Source organism: Rubrivivax sp. JA1055 (assembly GCF_020966565.1).
GTDB lineage: Bacteria > Pseudomonadota > Gammaproteobacteria > Burkholderiales > Burkholderiaceae_C > Rubrivivax > Rubrivivax benzoatilyticus.
Window position 1 is genome coordinate 473,515 of record NZ_JAJKFP010000001.1, and the last position, 14,081, is coordinate 487,595.

At 72.8% G+C, this 14,081-nt stretch carries 17 protein-coding genes; 6 read left to right on the plus strand and 11 right to left on the minus strand.

Annotated features, from left to right (window positions below):
- Positions 1 to 21: 21 nt before the first annotated feature.
- From LOC65_RS01965 to rpoH, 3 genes are all read left to right on the plus strand, one after another.
- Positions 22 to 396, plus strand: coding sequence for a DUF4878 domain-containing protein (locus tag LOC65_RS01965; RefSeq protein ID WP_009855259.1), 375 nt, complete (start codon positions 22 to 24; stop codon positions 394 to 396).
- On the plus strand, positions 365 to 1,036 hold the full coding sequence (locus tag LOC65_RS01970; RefSeq protein ID WP_230246446.1) for a YiiX/YebB-like N1pC/P60 family cysteine hydrolase: 672 nt from the start codon (positions 365 to 367) through the stop codon (positions 1,034 to 1,036). Before LOC65_RS01965 ends, LOC65_RS01970 begins: the two co-directional genes overlap by 32 nt.
- A gap of 109 nt (positions 1,037 to 1,145) precedes the next feature.
- A complete protein-coding gene (rpoH, locus tag LOC65_RS01975; protein WP_230246448.1) occupies positions 1,146 to 2,066 on the plus strand; it encodes an RNA polymerase sigma factor RpoH in 921 nt (306 codons plus the stop codon).
- Between the two features lie 57 nt (positions 2,067 to 2,123).
- Here rpoH and LOC65_RS01980 read toward each other — a convergent pair whose 3' ends face one another.
- Together LOC65_RS01980 and LOC65_RS01985 are read right to left on the minus strand one after the other, a co-directional pair.
- Positions 2,124 to 2,735, minus strand: a complete 612-nt coding sequence (locus LOC65_RS01980) for an SCO family protein (protein WP_230246450.1) — start codon at positions 2,733 to 2,735, stop codon at positions 2,124 to 2,126.
- An 83-nt stretch (positions 2,736 to 2,818) separates the two neighbouring features.
- A complete protein-coding gene (locus LOC65_RS01985) occupies positions 2,819 to 3,730 on the minus strand; it encodes a trans-aconitate 2-methyltransferase (RefSeq protein ID WP_164963095.1) in 912 nt (303 codons plus the stop codon).
- 20 nt (positions 3,731 to 3,750) lie between these two features.
- On the opposite strand from LOC65_RS01985, the gene LOC65_RS01990 reads away from it, so the two are divergent.
- On the plus strand, positions 3,751 to 4,437 hold the full coding sequence (locus LOC65_RS01990; RefSeq protein ID WP_230246452.1) for a ComF family protein: 687 nt from the start codon (positions 3,751 to 3,753) through the stop codon (positions 4,435 to 4,437).
- 14 nt (positions 4,438 to 4,451) lie between these two features.
- Positions 4,452 to 4,922: a tRNA (cytidine(34)-2'-O)-methyltransferase gene (locus tag LOC65_RS01995; RefSeq protein WP_230246454.1), complete on the plus strand. Its 471-nt coding sequence runs from the start codon at positions 4,452 to 4,454 to the stop codon at positions 4,920 to 4,922.
- Between the two features lie 145 nt (positions 4,923 to 5,067).
- Here the strand turns inward: LOC65_RS01995 and LOC65_RS02000 are convergent, their stop codons facing one another.
- From LOC65_RS02000 to LOC65_RS02015, 4 genes are all read right to left on the minus strand, one after another.
- Positions 5,068 to 6,048 carry an NAD(P)H-dependent glycerol-3-phosphate dehydrogenase gene (locus tag LOC65_RS02000; RefSeq protein WP_230246455.1) on the minus strand — a complete coding sequence of 327 codons (981 nt, stop codon included), beginning with the start codon at positions 6,046 to 6,048 and terminating at the stop codon, positions 5,068 to 5,070.
- A 46-nt stretch (positions 6,049 to 6,094) separates the two neighbouring features.
- Entirely contained in the window at positions 6,095 to 6,565 is a 471-nt protein-coding gene (gene secB / locus LOC65_RS02005; protein ID WP_009855268.1) for a protein-export chaperone SecB, read from the minus strand.
- 92 nt (positions 6,566 to 6,657) lie between these two features.
- The gene (grxC, locus tag LOC65_RS02010) at positions 6,658 to 6,915 is read right to left on the minus strand and encodes a glutaredoxin 3 (RefSeq protein WP_009855269.1); all 258 of its coding nucleotides are present in this window, start codon (positions 6,913 to 6,915) and stop codon (positions 6,658 to 6,660) included.
- Positions 6,916 to 7,016: 101 nt separating this feature from the next.
- On the minus strand, positions 7,017 to 7,625 hold the full coding sequence (locus tag LOC65_RS02015) for a rhodanese-like domain-containing protein (RefSeq protein ID WP_230246456.1): 609 nt from the start codon (positions 7,623 to 7,625) through the stop codon (positions 7,017 to 7,019).
- A 49-nt stretch (positions 7,626 to 7,674) separates the two neighbouring features.
- On the opposite strand from LOC65_RS02015, the gene gpmA reads away from it, so the two are divergent.
- Positions 7,675 to 8,421, plus strand: coding sequence for a 2,3-diphosphoglycerate-dependent phosphoglycerate mutase (gene gpmA, locus LOC65_RS02020; RefSeq protein ID WP_009855271.1), 747 nt, complete (start codon positions 7,675 to 7,677; stop codon positions 8,419 to 8,421).
- Positions 8,422 to 8,564: 143 nt separating this feature from the next.
- On the opposite strand, the gene LOC65_RS02025 is transcribed toward gpmA, so the two are convergent.
- The 5 genes from LOC65_RS02025 to LOC65_RS02045 are packed head-to-tail and all read right to left on the minus strand — an operon-like array spanning position 8,565 to position 14,058.
- Positions 8,565 to 9,503, minus strand: a complete 939-nt coding sequence (locus tag LOC65_RS02025) for a ribose-phosphate diphosphokinase (protein WP_230246457.1) — start codon at positions 9,501 to 9,503, stop codon at positions 8,565 to 8,567.
- Complete coding sequence (locus LOC65_RS02030; RefSeq protein ID WP_230246458.1) at positions 9,500 to 11,023, minus strand: thymidine phosphorylase family protein; 1,524 nt, start codon at positions 11,021 to 11,023, stop codon at positions 9,500 to 9,502. Before LOC65_RS02030 ends, LOC65_RS02025 begins: the two co-directional genes overlap by 4 nt.
- Before the next feature lie 28 nt (positions 11,024 to 11,051).
- Complete coding sequence (locus LOC65_RS02035; protein WP_310733809.1) at positions 11,052 to 11,780, minus strand: lysophospholipid acyltransferase family protein; 729 nt, start codon at positions 11,778 to 11,780, stop codon at positions 11,052 to 11,054.
- Positions 11,781 to 11,785: 5 nt separating this feature from the next.
- Entirely contained in the window at positions 11,786 to 13,090 is a 1,305-nt protein-coding gene (locus tag LOC65_RS02040; RefSeq protein WP_009855275.1) for a dihydroorotase, read from the minus strand.
- 5 nt (positions 13,091 to 13,095) lie between these two features.
- A complete protein-coding gene (locus tag LOC65_RS02045; RefSeq protein ID WP_230246459.1) occupies positions 13,096 to 14,058 on the minus strand; it encodes an aspartate carbamoyltransferase catalytic subunit in 963 nt (320 codons plus the stop codon).
- Positions 14,059 to 14,081 lie beyond the last annotated feature (23 nt).

The following is a 14,081-nucleotide window of genomic DNA, read 5'->3' on the forward strand; positions in this document are numbered from 1 at the left end:
TCCGATGCCCAGGGAGGGTTCATGAGAGCGTTCAAGATCGCGGCGCTTGCCGCGCCGCTGCTGCTGGTGGCCGGTTGCGCCAAGTCGCCGGAGTCGACGGTCGAGAGTTTCTACACCGCCGTCGGCAAGGGGCAGATCACCGAGGCCCAGAGTTATCTGTCGCAGCAGATCGTGGCCCTGCTCGGGCCGCAGAAGATCAGCGCGGCGCTGGCCAAGGAGTCGACCCGCGTCGGCGAATGCGGCGGCATCAAGTCGGTCGAGGTCAAGCTGTCGGGCGAGGGCGAGGTCCGCCAGGGCAGCGCCACCGTCAGCTACAAGGGCCAGTGCCCCGCGAAGACCGAGGCGGTCAAGCTCATCCAGGAAGATGGCAAGTGGAAGATCGGCGCGGCGAAGTAGCCGGCCGGCGGCGCCGCTGACGGCGCTGGGCCTGGGGGTCGCGCTGGCCGCAGCGGCGGCCGTCTCGGCGACGCTGCGCGCCGATCGCACACCGCCGGTCGAAGCCGGGCCCGTGACACCGCTGCCGGCCGTGCAGGTCTTGCGCGACGGCGATCTCGTCTTCCGGCGCGGACGTGACCTGATGGCCGGCATCGTCCTCGCGCAGGACGACCGGGCGCGTTTCTCCCACGTCGGCATGCTGCTGATCGACGACGGCCGGCCGATGGTCGTGCATGCGACGCCGGGCGAGGGCCAGGGCCCGTCGGGCGTGCTGCGCGAGTCGTTGCAGGCCTTCGCCGCCGCGGAACTCGCGGCCGAGGTCGCAGTCTTCCGGGCGCCGAACCTGACCCCGGCGGCCGGCGCGGCGCTGCGGCGTTATCTCGAAGCCCAGGTCGGCAAGCCTTTCGACCTCGGATTCGTGTACTCGGACGACACCACGATGTACTGCACCGAGCTGGTGTTGAAAGCCCTGCGCGCCGGCGGCGTCGACCTGGCGCCGCGCCTGGCCACGGTCAGCGCGCCGACACTGCGCGAGCCGGCCTATTCGCCGGATGGTCTGCGCCGCGACGCGATGCTCTCGGAGATTCGAGACCAGCCATGAATGTAGGCACACGCTCACAACGGCGACACAGCCGGTCTTTAGCACTCATCCTGACCGAGTGCTAATATTTTGTGGAACTCGAGACCTCCTCCAGGACTCCCAAGCCACCATGAACCCTGCCCCCACCGCCCTGACCGTCCGCGATCCGTGGGCCCTGGTGCCCTCGATCGGCCATCTCGACGCCTACATCACGGCCGTCAATCGCCTGCCGATGCTCAGCGCACAAGAAGAAGTGGCGCTCGGCAAGCGCCTGCGCGAGCACGGCGACCTCGAAGCCGCCGGCCGCCTGGTGCTGTCGCACCTGCGCCTCGTCGTCTCGGTCTCGCGCCAGTACCTGGGCTACGGCCTGCCGCACGGCGACCTGATCCAGGAAGGCAACGTCGGCCTGATGAAGGCCGTCAAGCGCTTCGACCCCGACCAGGGCGTGCGCCTGGTCAGCTACGCGCTGCACTGGATCAAGGCCGAGATCCACGAATACATCCTGAAGAACTGGCGCATGGTCAAGGTCGCGACGACCAAGGCCCAGCGCAAGCTGTTCTTCAACCTGCGCTCGATGAAGCAGGGCCTGAAGGCCGACGCCGCCGAGGCCGACCTGCACCGCAGCACGCTGACGCCGGCCGAGGTCGAGACCGTCGCGCGCGAGCTGAACGTCAAGCCCGACGAAGTCGTCGAGATGGAGACCCGGCTCGCCGGCGGCGACGTCGCGCTGGAGCCGCAGACCGACGACAGCGAGGAGAGCTTCGCGCCGATCGCCTACCTGGCCGACGAGGCCAGCGAGCCGACGCGCCTGCTCGAGGCCCGCCGCCGCGACTGGCTGTCCGGCGACGGCATCGCCCAGGCGCTGTCGGTGCTGGACGCACGCAGCCGCCGCATCGTCGAGGAGCGCTGGCTGAAGGTCAACGACGACTCCAGCGGCGGCATGACGCTGCACGAACTGGCGGCCGAATACGGCGTCAGCGCCGAGCGCATCCGCCAGATCGAGGTCGCGGCGATGAAGAAGATGCGCAAGGCGCTCGAGGCCGCCGCCTGACGCGCCGCCGCCGCCCTGCCCCACCGCCGGGCCGCCTTCGGGCGGCCCGCATCGTTTTCAGGCGGCCTTCTCGTCGAGCAGGATCTTCAGGTCGTGCCGGAGCTTGTCGATGCCGGCGCCGTAGCGCGTGAACACGCGCACCCGGCCCTGGGCGTCGAAGACGTAGGAGCCGGCGGTGTGGTCGATCGTGTAGCTGGTCGGCGTCTGGCCGGCGACCTTGTTGTAGAAGACCTTGAACTGCTTGGCCGCGGCCTTGGTCTCTTCGGGCGTGCCGCGCAACGCGACGAAGCCGGGGTCGAAGTTGGCGACGTAGGCCTTCAGCATCTCCGGCGTGTCGCGCTCGGGGTCGACGCTGACGAACACGCCCTGGATGCGCTCGCCGTCGGGCCCCAGCTGGCGCTTGACCTCGGCGAGCTCGACCATCGTCGTCGGGCAGACGTCGGGGCACTGGGTGTAGCCGAAGAAGACCACCGTGACCTTGCCGCGGAAGTCCTGCAGGCTGCGCCGGCGGCCGTCGGCGTCGGGCAGGTTCAGCTCTTTCGCGTAGTCGGCGCCGGTGATGTCGACGCCGTCGAAGCCGGCACGCGGCGGGCTGTTGCCACTGTCACAGGCGGCGAGCGCGAGCGCCGCGGCGGCGGCGAGGATCAGACGGCGGGAACGGACAGTCATGGCCTGAGGAGCGCGAACGGACGGAAGCGGCAAGCCTAGCAGCGTTGCGAGGCTGCCCCTGACGGCGCCGGGGCGCGGGGGCATCAGCCGCGGCCGGGACGCCCGGCGCGCACCATGCTGCGCAGGTCGTCGAGCGGCACCGCGGTCTGCGCCGCGACACGCGGCCGCGGCGGCGGCCGGAAGGCGTGGCCGAAGACGATCTCGAAAGCGAGCGCCGGGCGGCCATCGGCAGCGGCGTCGGCGGCGAGCGCCGCCTCGAGCCGCCGACGCCAGCGCGGCGTGCGCAGGCCGGCGTGGCGCGACACCGCGACGTTGCCGCCCAGGGTGCGCAGCTCGGCGATCGCCGCCGCCGCGTCGGGCCAGGTCAGCGTGACGATCTCCTGGTCCATCACCGGGTCGGCGAAACCGGCCTCGACCAGCATGTCGCCGAGGTCATGCATGTCGACGAAGGGCGCGAACGGCGCCGGCCAGCCCTGCGCGGCATAGAGCGAACGCAGCCGCTCCAGCGTGCCCGGGCCGAGTGTCGAGAACATCAGGAACCCGTCGACGGCCAGCGCCCGGTGCCAGCGCGCCATCGCGGCCCGCGGGTCGGCGACACCGTGCAGCATCATGTTCGCCCAGACCAGCTCGGCGCCGCCCGGCGGCACGTCGGCCTCGGCCAGCACCTGCAGCGGGCGAGCGCCGCCCCAGCGCCGCGGCGACCACCACGGCGCTGCGGCCGGCGCCGGCGCGGCCTCGGACTCGACGGCGACGATCTCGGCGGCCGGATAGGCCGCGGCCAGCACGCCGCGGCTGGCGCCGGTGGCGGCCCACCAGTCGAGCACCTTCGCCGGCTGCTTGCGGATGACCGCCAGGCGGTCGGCCATGCGGCGCGCGACCTCGCCGTGCAGCCAGGGCGGCGCGTCGGCGGCGCGCAGGCGGCGCAGCACGCGGGCCAGCGCCGCCTCGTCGAGCGGGCGGCGCGTGCTGCGCTCGGCGGCGTCGGTCTCGGGCATGCGGCCAGTATATTGAGACCATGCTTTCGGCCGCCTGGCTCGCCCGCTTGCCCGGACAGTGCGAGGTCTGCCGCAGCGCCACCCGCGCGGCGCTGTGCGCCGACTGCGTCGCACGTTTCGCCGCACCGCGGCCACGCTGCCGCCGCTGCGCGCTGCCGCTGGCCGCCGGCGATCTGTGCGGCGAATGCCGCCAGCACCCGCCGCCGTTCGAGCACACCGCCTGCGCCGCCGACTACGGTTTCCCCTGGGACGGCCTGGTCGCGGCGCTGAAGTTCCACGGCCGCGTCGAACTCGCCGCCGCGCTGGCGCCGCTCGTGGCCGACGCCGCCGCGGCGCTGCCGGTGCCGGAGGTCGTCGTGCCGGTGCCGCTGTCGGCCCGGCGGCTGGCCGAGCGCGGCTACAACCAGGCCTGGGAGATCGCGCGCCGCGCCGCCCGGCAACGCGGCGTGCCGGCGCGCACCGACTTGCTGGAACGGCTGATCGACACGCCGCCGCAGGCCGAGCTGGGGCGCGCCGAACGCCTGGCCAATCTGCGCGCCGCCTTCCACGTGCCGCCGTCGGCGCGCGCCGTGCTCGCCGGGCGCCGCATTGCGCTGGTCGACGACGTCGCGACCACCGGCACGACGCTGCGCGAAGCCGCGGCCGCCTTGCGCCAGGCCGGCGCCGCGGCGGTCGACGCCTGGATCCTGGCGCGCACCCCCGAGTGAGTTATGGTCGGCCGATGTTCGACATCGTGCTCGTCCACCCCGAAATCCCGCCGAACACCGGCAACGTCATCCGCCTGGCGGCCAACACCGGCTGCCGGCTGCACCTCGTCGAACCGCTGGGTTATTCGATGGACGACAAGCAGCTGCGCCGCGCCGGGCTGGACTACCACGAGTACGCGCCGGTGCGCCGCCACGCGTCCTGGGACGCGCTGCTGGAGAGCGAACGCCCCGACCCGGCGCGGATGTTCGCGTTCACGACCCGCGGCTCGCACCCGCTGGCCGAGCAGCGCTGGACGCCGGGCGACTGGCTGGTCTTCGGCGCCGAGAGCGCCGGCCTGCCGGCCGAGCTGCTGGCACGGTTCCCCGACGCGCAGCGTGTGCGCCTGCCGATGCGCGCCGGCCAGCGCAGCCTGAACCTCAGCAACGCGGTGGCGGTCGCAGTCTTCGACGCCTGGCGGCAGGCCGGCTACGCCGGCGCCGCCTAGAAGGCGGCTTTACGCACGGCTCCCCGAGCCCCCTCCGGGAGGGTGCTCCAGTTCGTTCGACCACACCCTCCAGCCTCCCTCCACGAGGGAGGCTCCAGTCAGTCTGACGATGGCTGCTGCGCGGCGCTCGAACTGCGAGGCCCCACTACTCGGCCTTCGACTGCCGGCCCATCAGGCGCCGCAGCGCGGTCTCGGGCGAGACGCGGCCTTCGAGGACCTCGACGACGGCCTCGGTGATCGGCATCTCGACACCCAGCGCCCGTGCGCGCTGCAGCACGGTGGCAGCGCTGTAGACGCCTTCGGAGACGTGGCCGAGCTCGGCCAGGATGTTGGGCAGCGCCTTGCCGGCGGCCAGCGCCAGGCCGACCTTGCGGTTGCGCGACAGGTCGCCGGTGGCCGTGAGCACCAGGTCGCCCAGGCCCGACAGCCCCATGAAGGTGGCCGCCTGGCCGCCGAGCGCGACGCCCAGCCGCGTCATCTCGGCCAGCCCGCGTGTGACCAGCGCGGCGCGGGCGTTCAGGCCCGTGGCGGCGAGGCCGTCGCCGATGCCGGTGGCGATCGCCAGCACGTTCTTCACCGCGCCGCCGACCTCGACGCCGACGATGTCGCGTGCCGTGTAGACACGCAGCGTGTCGCTGTGGAAGGCCTCGACGGCGGCCGCGGCCAGGGCGTCGGACTCGCTGGCGGCGACCAGCGCCGTCGGCTGGCCGCGCAGCACCTCGAGCGCGAAGCTCGGGCCCGACAGCACGCCGCCGGCGGCGCCGGGGCGCAGCTCGCGCGCGATCTCGTGGCCGAGCAGGCCGGTGACGCTCTCGAAGCCCTTGCAGGCCCAGAGCGCGGGGCGATCGTCGGGCAGCGAGCCCAGGTGTTCGCGCAGCCCGGCCATCGGCGTGGCGATGACCAGCAGGCCGTCGGCACAGTGGGCGAGCGCGGCGTCGCGGTCGGCGCTGATGCGCAGGCCGGCGGGCAGCGGCTCGTCGCCGAGGTAGCGGGTGTTGCGGCCGGTGGCCGCGATCTCGGCAGCCTGGGCGGCGTCACGGGTCCAGAGCAGGACCTCGTGACGCGGCGCGGCCGCGGCGGCGAGCGCCGTGCCCCAGGCACCGGCGCCGAGGACGGCGATCTTCATCGTGTCGGCAGCGCGGGGGCGGGGCCGGGCGGCCCCGCGAAGGCGATCAGTTCGCCGAGGTGATGATCGGCGAGCCGCCGTTGGCCTGGGCGGCCTCGGCCTGCATGCGGGCCTCGAACATGGCCTGGAAGTTGACCTCGTTCAGCAGGATCGGCGGGAAGCCGGCGCGCGTGCAGACGTCCGAGACGATGGCGCGCAGATAGGGGTAGACCATCTGCGGGCAGACGATGCCCAGGATGCCCTGCATCTGCTCGTCGGGGATGTTGCGGATCTCGAAGATGCCGGCCTGCTTGGCCTCGACGAGGAACAGCGTCTTGTCGGCGACCTTGGTCGTCACGGTGGCGGTGACGGTGACCTCGAAGATGCCGTCGGCCACGACCTCGGCGGCCATCGCGAGGTTGATCTCGACCGCCGGCTGCTGCTGCTCGAGCAGGATCTGCGGCGAGTTCGGCTGCTCCAGCGACAGGTCCTTCAGGTACATGCGCTGGATCTGGAAAACGGGGGTCTCGTCGGCCATGGTGCTTCCGTGTTGGGAGGTGGCCGCCCGGGTTCGGGCGGCAGCGGCCGGCGATTATGGACCAGCGCACCGGGGCGTCCGCCCCGGGCCGGTCAGCCCGCGAGCAGGGGCGCGAGGCCGCCGCGCTGGTCCAGCGCGATCAGGTCGTCGCAGCCGCCGACGTGGGTCTCGCCGATGAAGATCTGCGGCACGGTGCGGCGTCCGGTGAGCGCGATCATCGTGTCGCGCTGGGCGGGGTCCAGGTCGACGCGGATCTCCTCGATCGCCTCGACGCCGCGCTGCTTGAGCAGCGCCTTGGCGCGCAGGCAGTAGGGGCAGACCTGGGTCGTGTACATCCGGACGGAACTCATGCGCTTTCCTCGCCCGCACGAGGATGGCGGGCTCAGGCCGGATTGTCCGGCGGATGAGAAGACCCGGAGGGCGCGTGGGGCGAGCGCCGACCGGGCGAGGCTCAGGCGCTCTTCGGCGCCTGGGGCGGCTCCGACGGCTCGGCGGCCGGGGTCTCGGCGACGGGGATCTCGGCGACCGGCGCCGGGGCGGGCGCGGGCTCGGCAGCGGGCGCTTCGGCGGCCGGCGCCGGCAGCGGCTTGGGCTCGGCCTTGGCGGCCTTGGCCTTCTTCTCGGCCTTTTCGGCCTTCTCGGGCTTGTCGGCCTTGGCACCGCTTTCCATCGGCAGGTTGGCTTCGCGCCAGGCGGCATTGCCGCCGGCCACCGCGACGGCCTTCTCGTAACCCGCCTTCTGCAGCTGCGCCGCGGCACGGCCGGCGCGTGCGCCCGAGGCGCACAGCAGCAGGATCGGCAGCGTCTTGTTGCCCGGCAGGCCCTTGGCGTCGGCCAGCGTCGCCAGCGGGATGTTGCGCGCGCCGACGGCGTGGCTCTTCTCGTACTCGGCGGGCTCGCATACGTCGATCAGCACGCCCTTCTCGCGGTTGATCAACCGCACCGCCTCGGCAGGCGGCACGCCGCGGCCGGTGCCGCCTTGGATCGTCTGCCACAGGAGCAGGCTGCCGGAGAGGGCGGCCATGAAGACGAGCAACCAGTTTTCGATGAGGAAGTTCAAGGCGTCGGGGTCAAGGGCGGCAGAGGGCGCGAATTATAGAATTCGGGCCATGCACAAGCTCGTCCTGATCCGTCACGGGGAATCCACCTGGAACCTCGAGAACCGTTTCACCGGCTGGACCGACGTCCCGCTGACCGACACCGGCGTCGCCCAGGCGCGCGAAGCGGGCCGCCTGCTGAAGGCCGCCGGCTACGAGTTCGACGTCGCCTACACCTCGGTGTTGAAGCGTGCCATCTGGACGCTGTGGCACTGCCTGGACACGATGGAGCGCACCTGGCTGCCGGTCGTCAAGGACTGGCGCCTGAACGAACGCCACTACGGCGCGCTGCAGGGCCTGAACAAGGCCGACATGGCCAAGCAGTACGGTGACCAGCAGGTGCTCATCTGGCGCCGCAGCTACGACACGCCGCCGCCGGTGCTCGACGCCGCCGACCCGCGTGGCCAGCGCCAGGACCCGCGTTACGCCAAGCTCGCCCCCGAGCAGGTGCCGCTGACCGAGTGCCTGAAGGACACCGTCGCGCGCGTGCTGCCGTTCTGGAACGAGGAGCTCGCGCCGGCGATCAAGAGCGGCCAGCGCCTGGTCATCGCCGCGCACGGCAACAGCATCCGCGCGCTGGTGAAGTACCTGGACGGCATCAGCGACGCCGACATCGTCGGCCTCAACATTCCCAACGGCATCCCGCTGGTCTACGAGCTCGACGACGAGCTGAAGCCGATCCGCAGCTACTACCTCGGCGACCCCGAGGCGGCCGCCAAGGCCGCGGCTGCGGTGGCGAACCAGGGCAAGAAGGCCTGACGCGCCCTCCCCCGAGCACGACGGACGACGCCGGCCTCGCGCCGGCGTTTTCGTTGGCGCAACCAGCGGGTGGGGTCAGGTCTCGCGCCGGGAGGGGTCACGCCGGGAGGGGTCAGGTCTCGTGAGACCTGACCTCGGCCTGCCTAGAGGGGGTCAGGTCTTGTGAGACCTGACCCCAGCCTGCCTTGTGAGACCTGACCCCAGCCTGCCCCGTCCCGCAGCGCCGCCGCCAGCAGCGGCACCACCGACACCGCGTTGCTCTCGTGCGCGATGCAGTCGCTGCTCCAGACGTGACGCACGCCGGCGGCGCGCAGCTCGGCCAGCGCGTCGCCGACGAACAGCGCGTGCGTGACGGCGACGTCGACGCTGGCCGCGCCACGTTCCAGCAGCCCGCGTGTCGCGGCCTGCAGCGTGCGCCCGGTGCTGGCGACGTCGTCGAGCAGCACGACGGCGCGCCCGGCGACGTCGGCCGCCGGCAGCGCGACGGCGACGTCGCGGTCGCCGTGGCGCTGCTTCAGGCAGACCGCGTGCTCCAGCCCGGCGGCCTCGGCGGCCACCGTCACCCACTGCTCGGACTCGGCGTCCGGGCCGACGAGCAGCGCACCCGGCACACGTTCTGCGGCCAGCCGGCCGAGCAGCGGCGCGGCACCGAGCGCGACGCCGCGCCGCCCGGGCACGACCTCGGCCATCGACGCGACACGGTGCAGATGCGGGTCGACGGTGATCACGGCGTCGAACCAGGCCGCCAGCGCCCGCCCCAGGTGGCGCTGGCTGACGACCTCCCCGGGCGTGAACGCGATGTCCTGGCGCATGTAACCGAGGTACGGCGCGACCAGCGTCAGCTCGGCAGCACCGAGTTCACACGCGCCGCCGGCGACCAGCATCAGCTCGGCCAGGCGCTCGTTGGGCCGCTGCAGACCGCGCAGCAGCACGACCCGCGGCGGCAGCGCCGGCGGCAGCCTCAGCCGCGATTCGCCGTCGGGGAAGACATGGCGATCGACCACCGCCAGCGGCCAGCCCAGCGCCGCGGCCAGCGGCCGGGCCAGCGTCAGTTCGTCGTCGAAAGCGAGCAGCAGACTCATCGGGCAGCTCCGGCGAGGGCGTAGGCGCAGTCGTGCAGCGCCTCGCGGCGCGCGAACTCCAGGTCGGCGGCGACGCAGGCGTGGATGCGGTACAGCGGCTCGCCGCGGCGCACCGCGGCGCCGATCTTGACGAACAGGTCCAGCCCGGCGCCGGCCATCTGCGGCGCGCCCGACAGCCCGGCGATGCGCGCCAGGCGCAGGTTGTCGATGCCGGCGACGACACCGTCGGCCGGCGCCGGCACGTCGAAGACCAGCGGCCCCGGCGGCGGCGGCTCGGCGCGCCGGCCCTGGGCCTCGATGATCGCCTCCAGCCGCGCCAGCGCGCGGCCCGAGTCGAGGATCTGCGTGGCGATGCGCTCGCCGTCACCGCCACGCACCGCGGGGTCGAACTCGATCATGCGGCCGGCCAGGCGGATCGCCTTGGCGCGCAGGTCCTGCGGCGCCTGCGGGTCGTGGCGCAGCACCTGCATCACGTCGCGCGCCTCCAGCACCGGGCCGATGCCGCGGCCGATCGGCTGGCGGCCGTCGGTCAGCATGACCTCCAGCGTCAGCCCCAGGCGTTCGGCGACGAACTCGAAGACCCGCTTCAGGCGCTGCGCCGCGGCCTCGCCATGCACCTTGGCCGTCGGCCCGACCGGGATGTCCAGCACCAGGTGCGTCGAGCCGGCGGCGATCTTCTTGGACAGGATGGAGGCGATCATCTGCCCCGGCGAGTCGATCGCCAGCGGGCGTTCGACGGCGATCAGCACGTCGTCGGCCGGCGACAGCGCCGCCGTGCCGCCCCAGGCCAGGCAGCCGTTGACGGCGTGCACGATCTGCTTGAGCCGTTCTGGCGCGAGTTCGACCTCGGCCAGCACCTCCATCGTGTCGGCGGTGCCGGCCGGCGAGGTGATCGCGCGCGACGAGGTCTTGGGGCACAGCAGGCCGTGCTCGGCGACGATGGGCACGACGAGCATCGAGGTGCGGTTGCCCGGCACGCCGCCGATGCAGTGTTTGTCGACGATCGGCCGGCCGCCGCCGCTGCCGTTCCAGTCCAGGCGCCGGCCGGCGGCGATCATCGCCTCGGTCAGGTGCAGCACCTCCTCGCGGTCGAGCTCGTACTGCTGCGTCGCGACGACGAAGGCGGCCAGTTCGACCTTGGTGTAGCGCTCGGCGGCGATGTCGGCGACGACGGCGTGCAGGTCCTCGCGGCCCAGGCGCTCGCCGGCGATCTTGCGCCGCAGCGCGGCATGCGACGGCGGCGGCGCGGCGTGTTCGATCGAGACGCTGTCGCCTTCGGCGGCGCCCAGCCGCGCGAACGCCTGTTCGCTCAGGCCCAGCTGCAGCGGCTCGAGCAGGCGCAGGTCGTCGACGACGTTGAGCACCGCGGCGATGCTCCGGCCGCCGGCGGCGATCGTCACCTTGGACAGCGCCTGGAAACCGGCGGCGCGCACGACCGGGCAGTCGCGGTGCAGGAAGGCGACGTTCTCGCGCCAGGTGTCGATGCCGAGGCGGCGCACGGCGAGGGTCGGACGGTTCATCGCGGGCACGCTCGCTCGCGCGAGGCGTTCAGTCGGGCAAGACGCTGGCGATCTGTTCACGCACCCGCGCCGCCAGCGCGCGACGGTCGGCGTGGGCACTGGCTTCGGCCGGCAGCACCGTCAGGTGCAGCACGACGCCGCGCGCCCGGGCGAGTTTCCAGACGTTGGCGGCCAGCGTCTCGGCGCCGACCCAGCGGGCCGACGGGCTGACGGCGTGGCCGGGCTCGGCATAACGCAGCGCGACCGCCTGCACCGGCGTGGCGGTGGCGATCGCCGCCTGCAACAGGTTGGCATGGAAGGGCAGCAGCGCATGGCCGTCGCCGGTCGTGCCTTCGGGGAAGACGGCGACGGTGTCGCCGGCCTGCAGCGCCTCGGCCATGCGGTGCACGACACGCAGCGCATCGCGTTTGCTCTCGCGCTCCAGGTACAGCGTGCCGGCGGCATCGACCAGGCGGTTGGCCACCGGCCAGTGGCGCACGTCGGCCTTGGAGACGAAACGCGCCTCGGGGCAGACGGCGTGGATGGCCATGATGTCCAGCCACGACAGGTGGTTGGCGACGATCAGCTTGGCGCCGGGGCGGAACTCGCCCTGCACCCGCAGCTCGACACCCAGGCAGCGCAGCATCGTCGCGGCCCACCAGCGGGTGCGCCGGTGACGGCCCGCGGCGTCCAGTCGCGGGAAGACCCACAGCGCCATCGCCACGCCGCGCAGGCCGTGCAGCAGCACGCCGGCGACGCGCCAGGGGGCGAGCAGCACCGCGGTCAAGCGGCCTCGTAGGCGACCGTGCCGGCGACCAGCGTCGCACGCACCCGGCCCGGCAGCGCCATGCCGGTCGACGCGAACGCGAACGGCGTGTGTTTGCCCTGGCTGGCCAGCGCCGCCGGCGCGACCTGCCATTCGGCTTCGGGATCGAAGACGCAGACGTCGGCGACACCGCCTTCGACCAGCCGGCCGGCACTCGACGCCAGCGAGCCGACGGCCTCGCCGAGCACCCGCACCGGCGCCTGCGTCACCGGCGCCAGCGCCTGCGACAGCGTCAGGCCGTGGTCGCGGCCCCAGCGCAGCGCCAGGCTCAGCAGCAGCTCCAGCCCGGTGGCGCCGGGCTCGGCCTCGCCGAACGGCAGGTTCTTCATGTCCTCGGCGACCGGGTTGTGGTCCGAGACCAGCGCGTCGATCGTGCCGTCGGCCAGCGCGGCGCGCAGCGCGTCGCGGTCGGCGCCCTGGCGCAGCGGCGGCGTCAGGCGCATGTCGGCGTTGAAGAAGCCGATGTCGACGTCGGTCAGGTGCAGCGAGTTGATGCTGACGTCGGCCGTGACCGGCAGGCCCTCGGCCTTGGCGGCACGCACCAGCCTGACGCCGGCGGCGCTGGACAGCCGGCACAGGTGCACGCGGCAGCCGGTGACCCGCACCAGCTCGAGGATGGTCTGCAGCGCCACCGTCTCGGCGGCCACCGGCACGCCCGACAGCCCCATGCGCGTGGCCACCGCGCCCGAGGCGGCGACGCCCTTGCCCAGCCAGCCGTCCTGCGGCCGCAGCCAGACGGCGTAGCCGAAGGTTGCGGCGTACTGCATGGCGCGCAGCAGCACCTGGGTGTCCTGGATCGCGACATCGACCTGCGAGAAGCCGACGCAGCCGGCTTCGGTCAGCTCGGCCATCTCGACGAGCGTCGTGCCTTCGAGCCGGCGCGTCAGCGCGCCCAGCGGGAACAGCCGGCAGCGGCTGAGCTTGCGGGCACGGAACTTCAGCATCTCGACCAGGCCGGGCTCGTCGAGCACCGGGTCGGTGTCGGGCAGGCAGACGAGGCTGGTGACGCCGCCGGCGGCGGCGGCCGCCAGCTCGCTCTCGAGCATGCCTTCGTGTTCCTGGCCGGGTTCGCGCAGGCGCGCGGCGAGGTCGACGAGGCCGGGCGCGACGACGAGGCCCGAGGCGTCGATCGTGCGGTCGGCCTGGAAGTCGCCGACGGCGCCGAGGCCGACGATGCGGCCGGAGGCGATCGCGACGTCGGCCGTCTCGTCGCGGCCGGTGGCCGGGTCGACGACGCGGCCGTTGCGGATGAGGATCTTCATGGGGTTCAGGCCTGGTTGCCGGCGATCGTCGACATCACCGCCATGCGCACCGCGATGCCGAAGGTCACCTGCGGCAGGATGACGCTGTGCGTGCCGTCGGCGACCGAGGACTCGATCTCGACGCCGCGGTTGATCGGCCCCGGGTGCATGACGATGCAGTCGGGCTTGGCCAGCGCCAGCTTCTCCGGCGTCAGGCCGTAGTTCTTGAAGTACTCGCCGGCCGAGGGCAGCAGCGCGCCGCTCATGCGCTCGTTCTGCAGGCGCAGCATGATGATCACGTCGGCGTCGCGGATGCCTTCGGCCATGTCGTGGCAGACGCGCACGCCCATGCCGGCCAGGTCGCCCGGCACCAGGGTCTTGGGGCCGACGGCGCGGATCTCGGGCACGCCGAGGATGTTCAGCGCGTGGATGTCCGAGCGCGCCACGCGCGAGTGCACGATGTCGCCGACGATGGCCACCGTCAGCTGCGTGAAATCGCGCTTGTAGTGGCGGATCGTGTACATGTCGAGCAGCGCCTGCGTCGGGTGCGCGTGGCGGCCGTCACCGGCGTTGACCACGTGCACGTGCGGCGCGCAGTGCTGGGCGATCAGGTAGGGCGCGCCGCTTTCGCTGTGGCGCACGACGAACATGTCGGCGTGCATCGCCGACAGGTTGGCGATCGTGTCCAGCAGGCTCTCGCCCTTGGCGGTGCTGCTCTTGTTGATGTCGAGATTGATGACGTCGGCCGACAGCCGCGTCGCGGCGATCTCGAAGGTCGTGCGGGTGCGCGTGCTGTTCTCGAAGAACAGGTTGAACACGCTCTTGCCGCGCAGCAGCGGCACCTTCTTGACCTCGCGGTCGTTGACCGACAGGAAGGTGCCGGCGGTGTCCAGGATCTGCGTCAGCACCGCACGCGGCAGGCCTTCGATGGACAGCAGGTGGATCAGCTCGCCGTGGCGGTTGAGCTGGGGGTTGCGGCGCGACAGCATCAGCGGGCCTCCCGCCGCAGGGC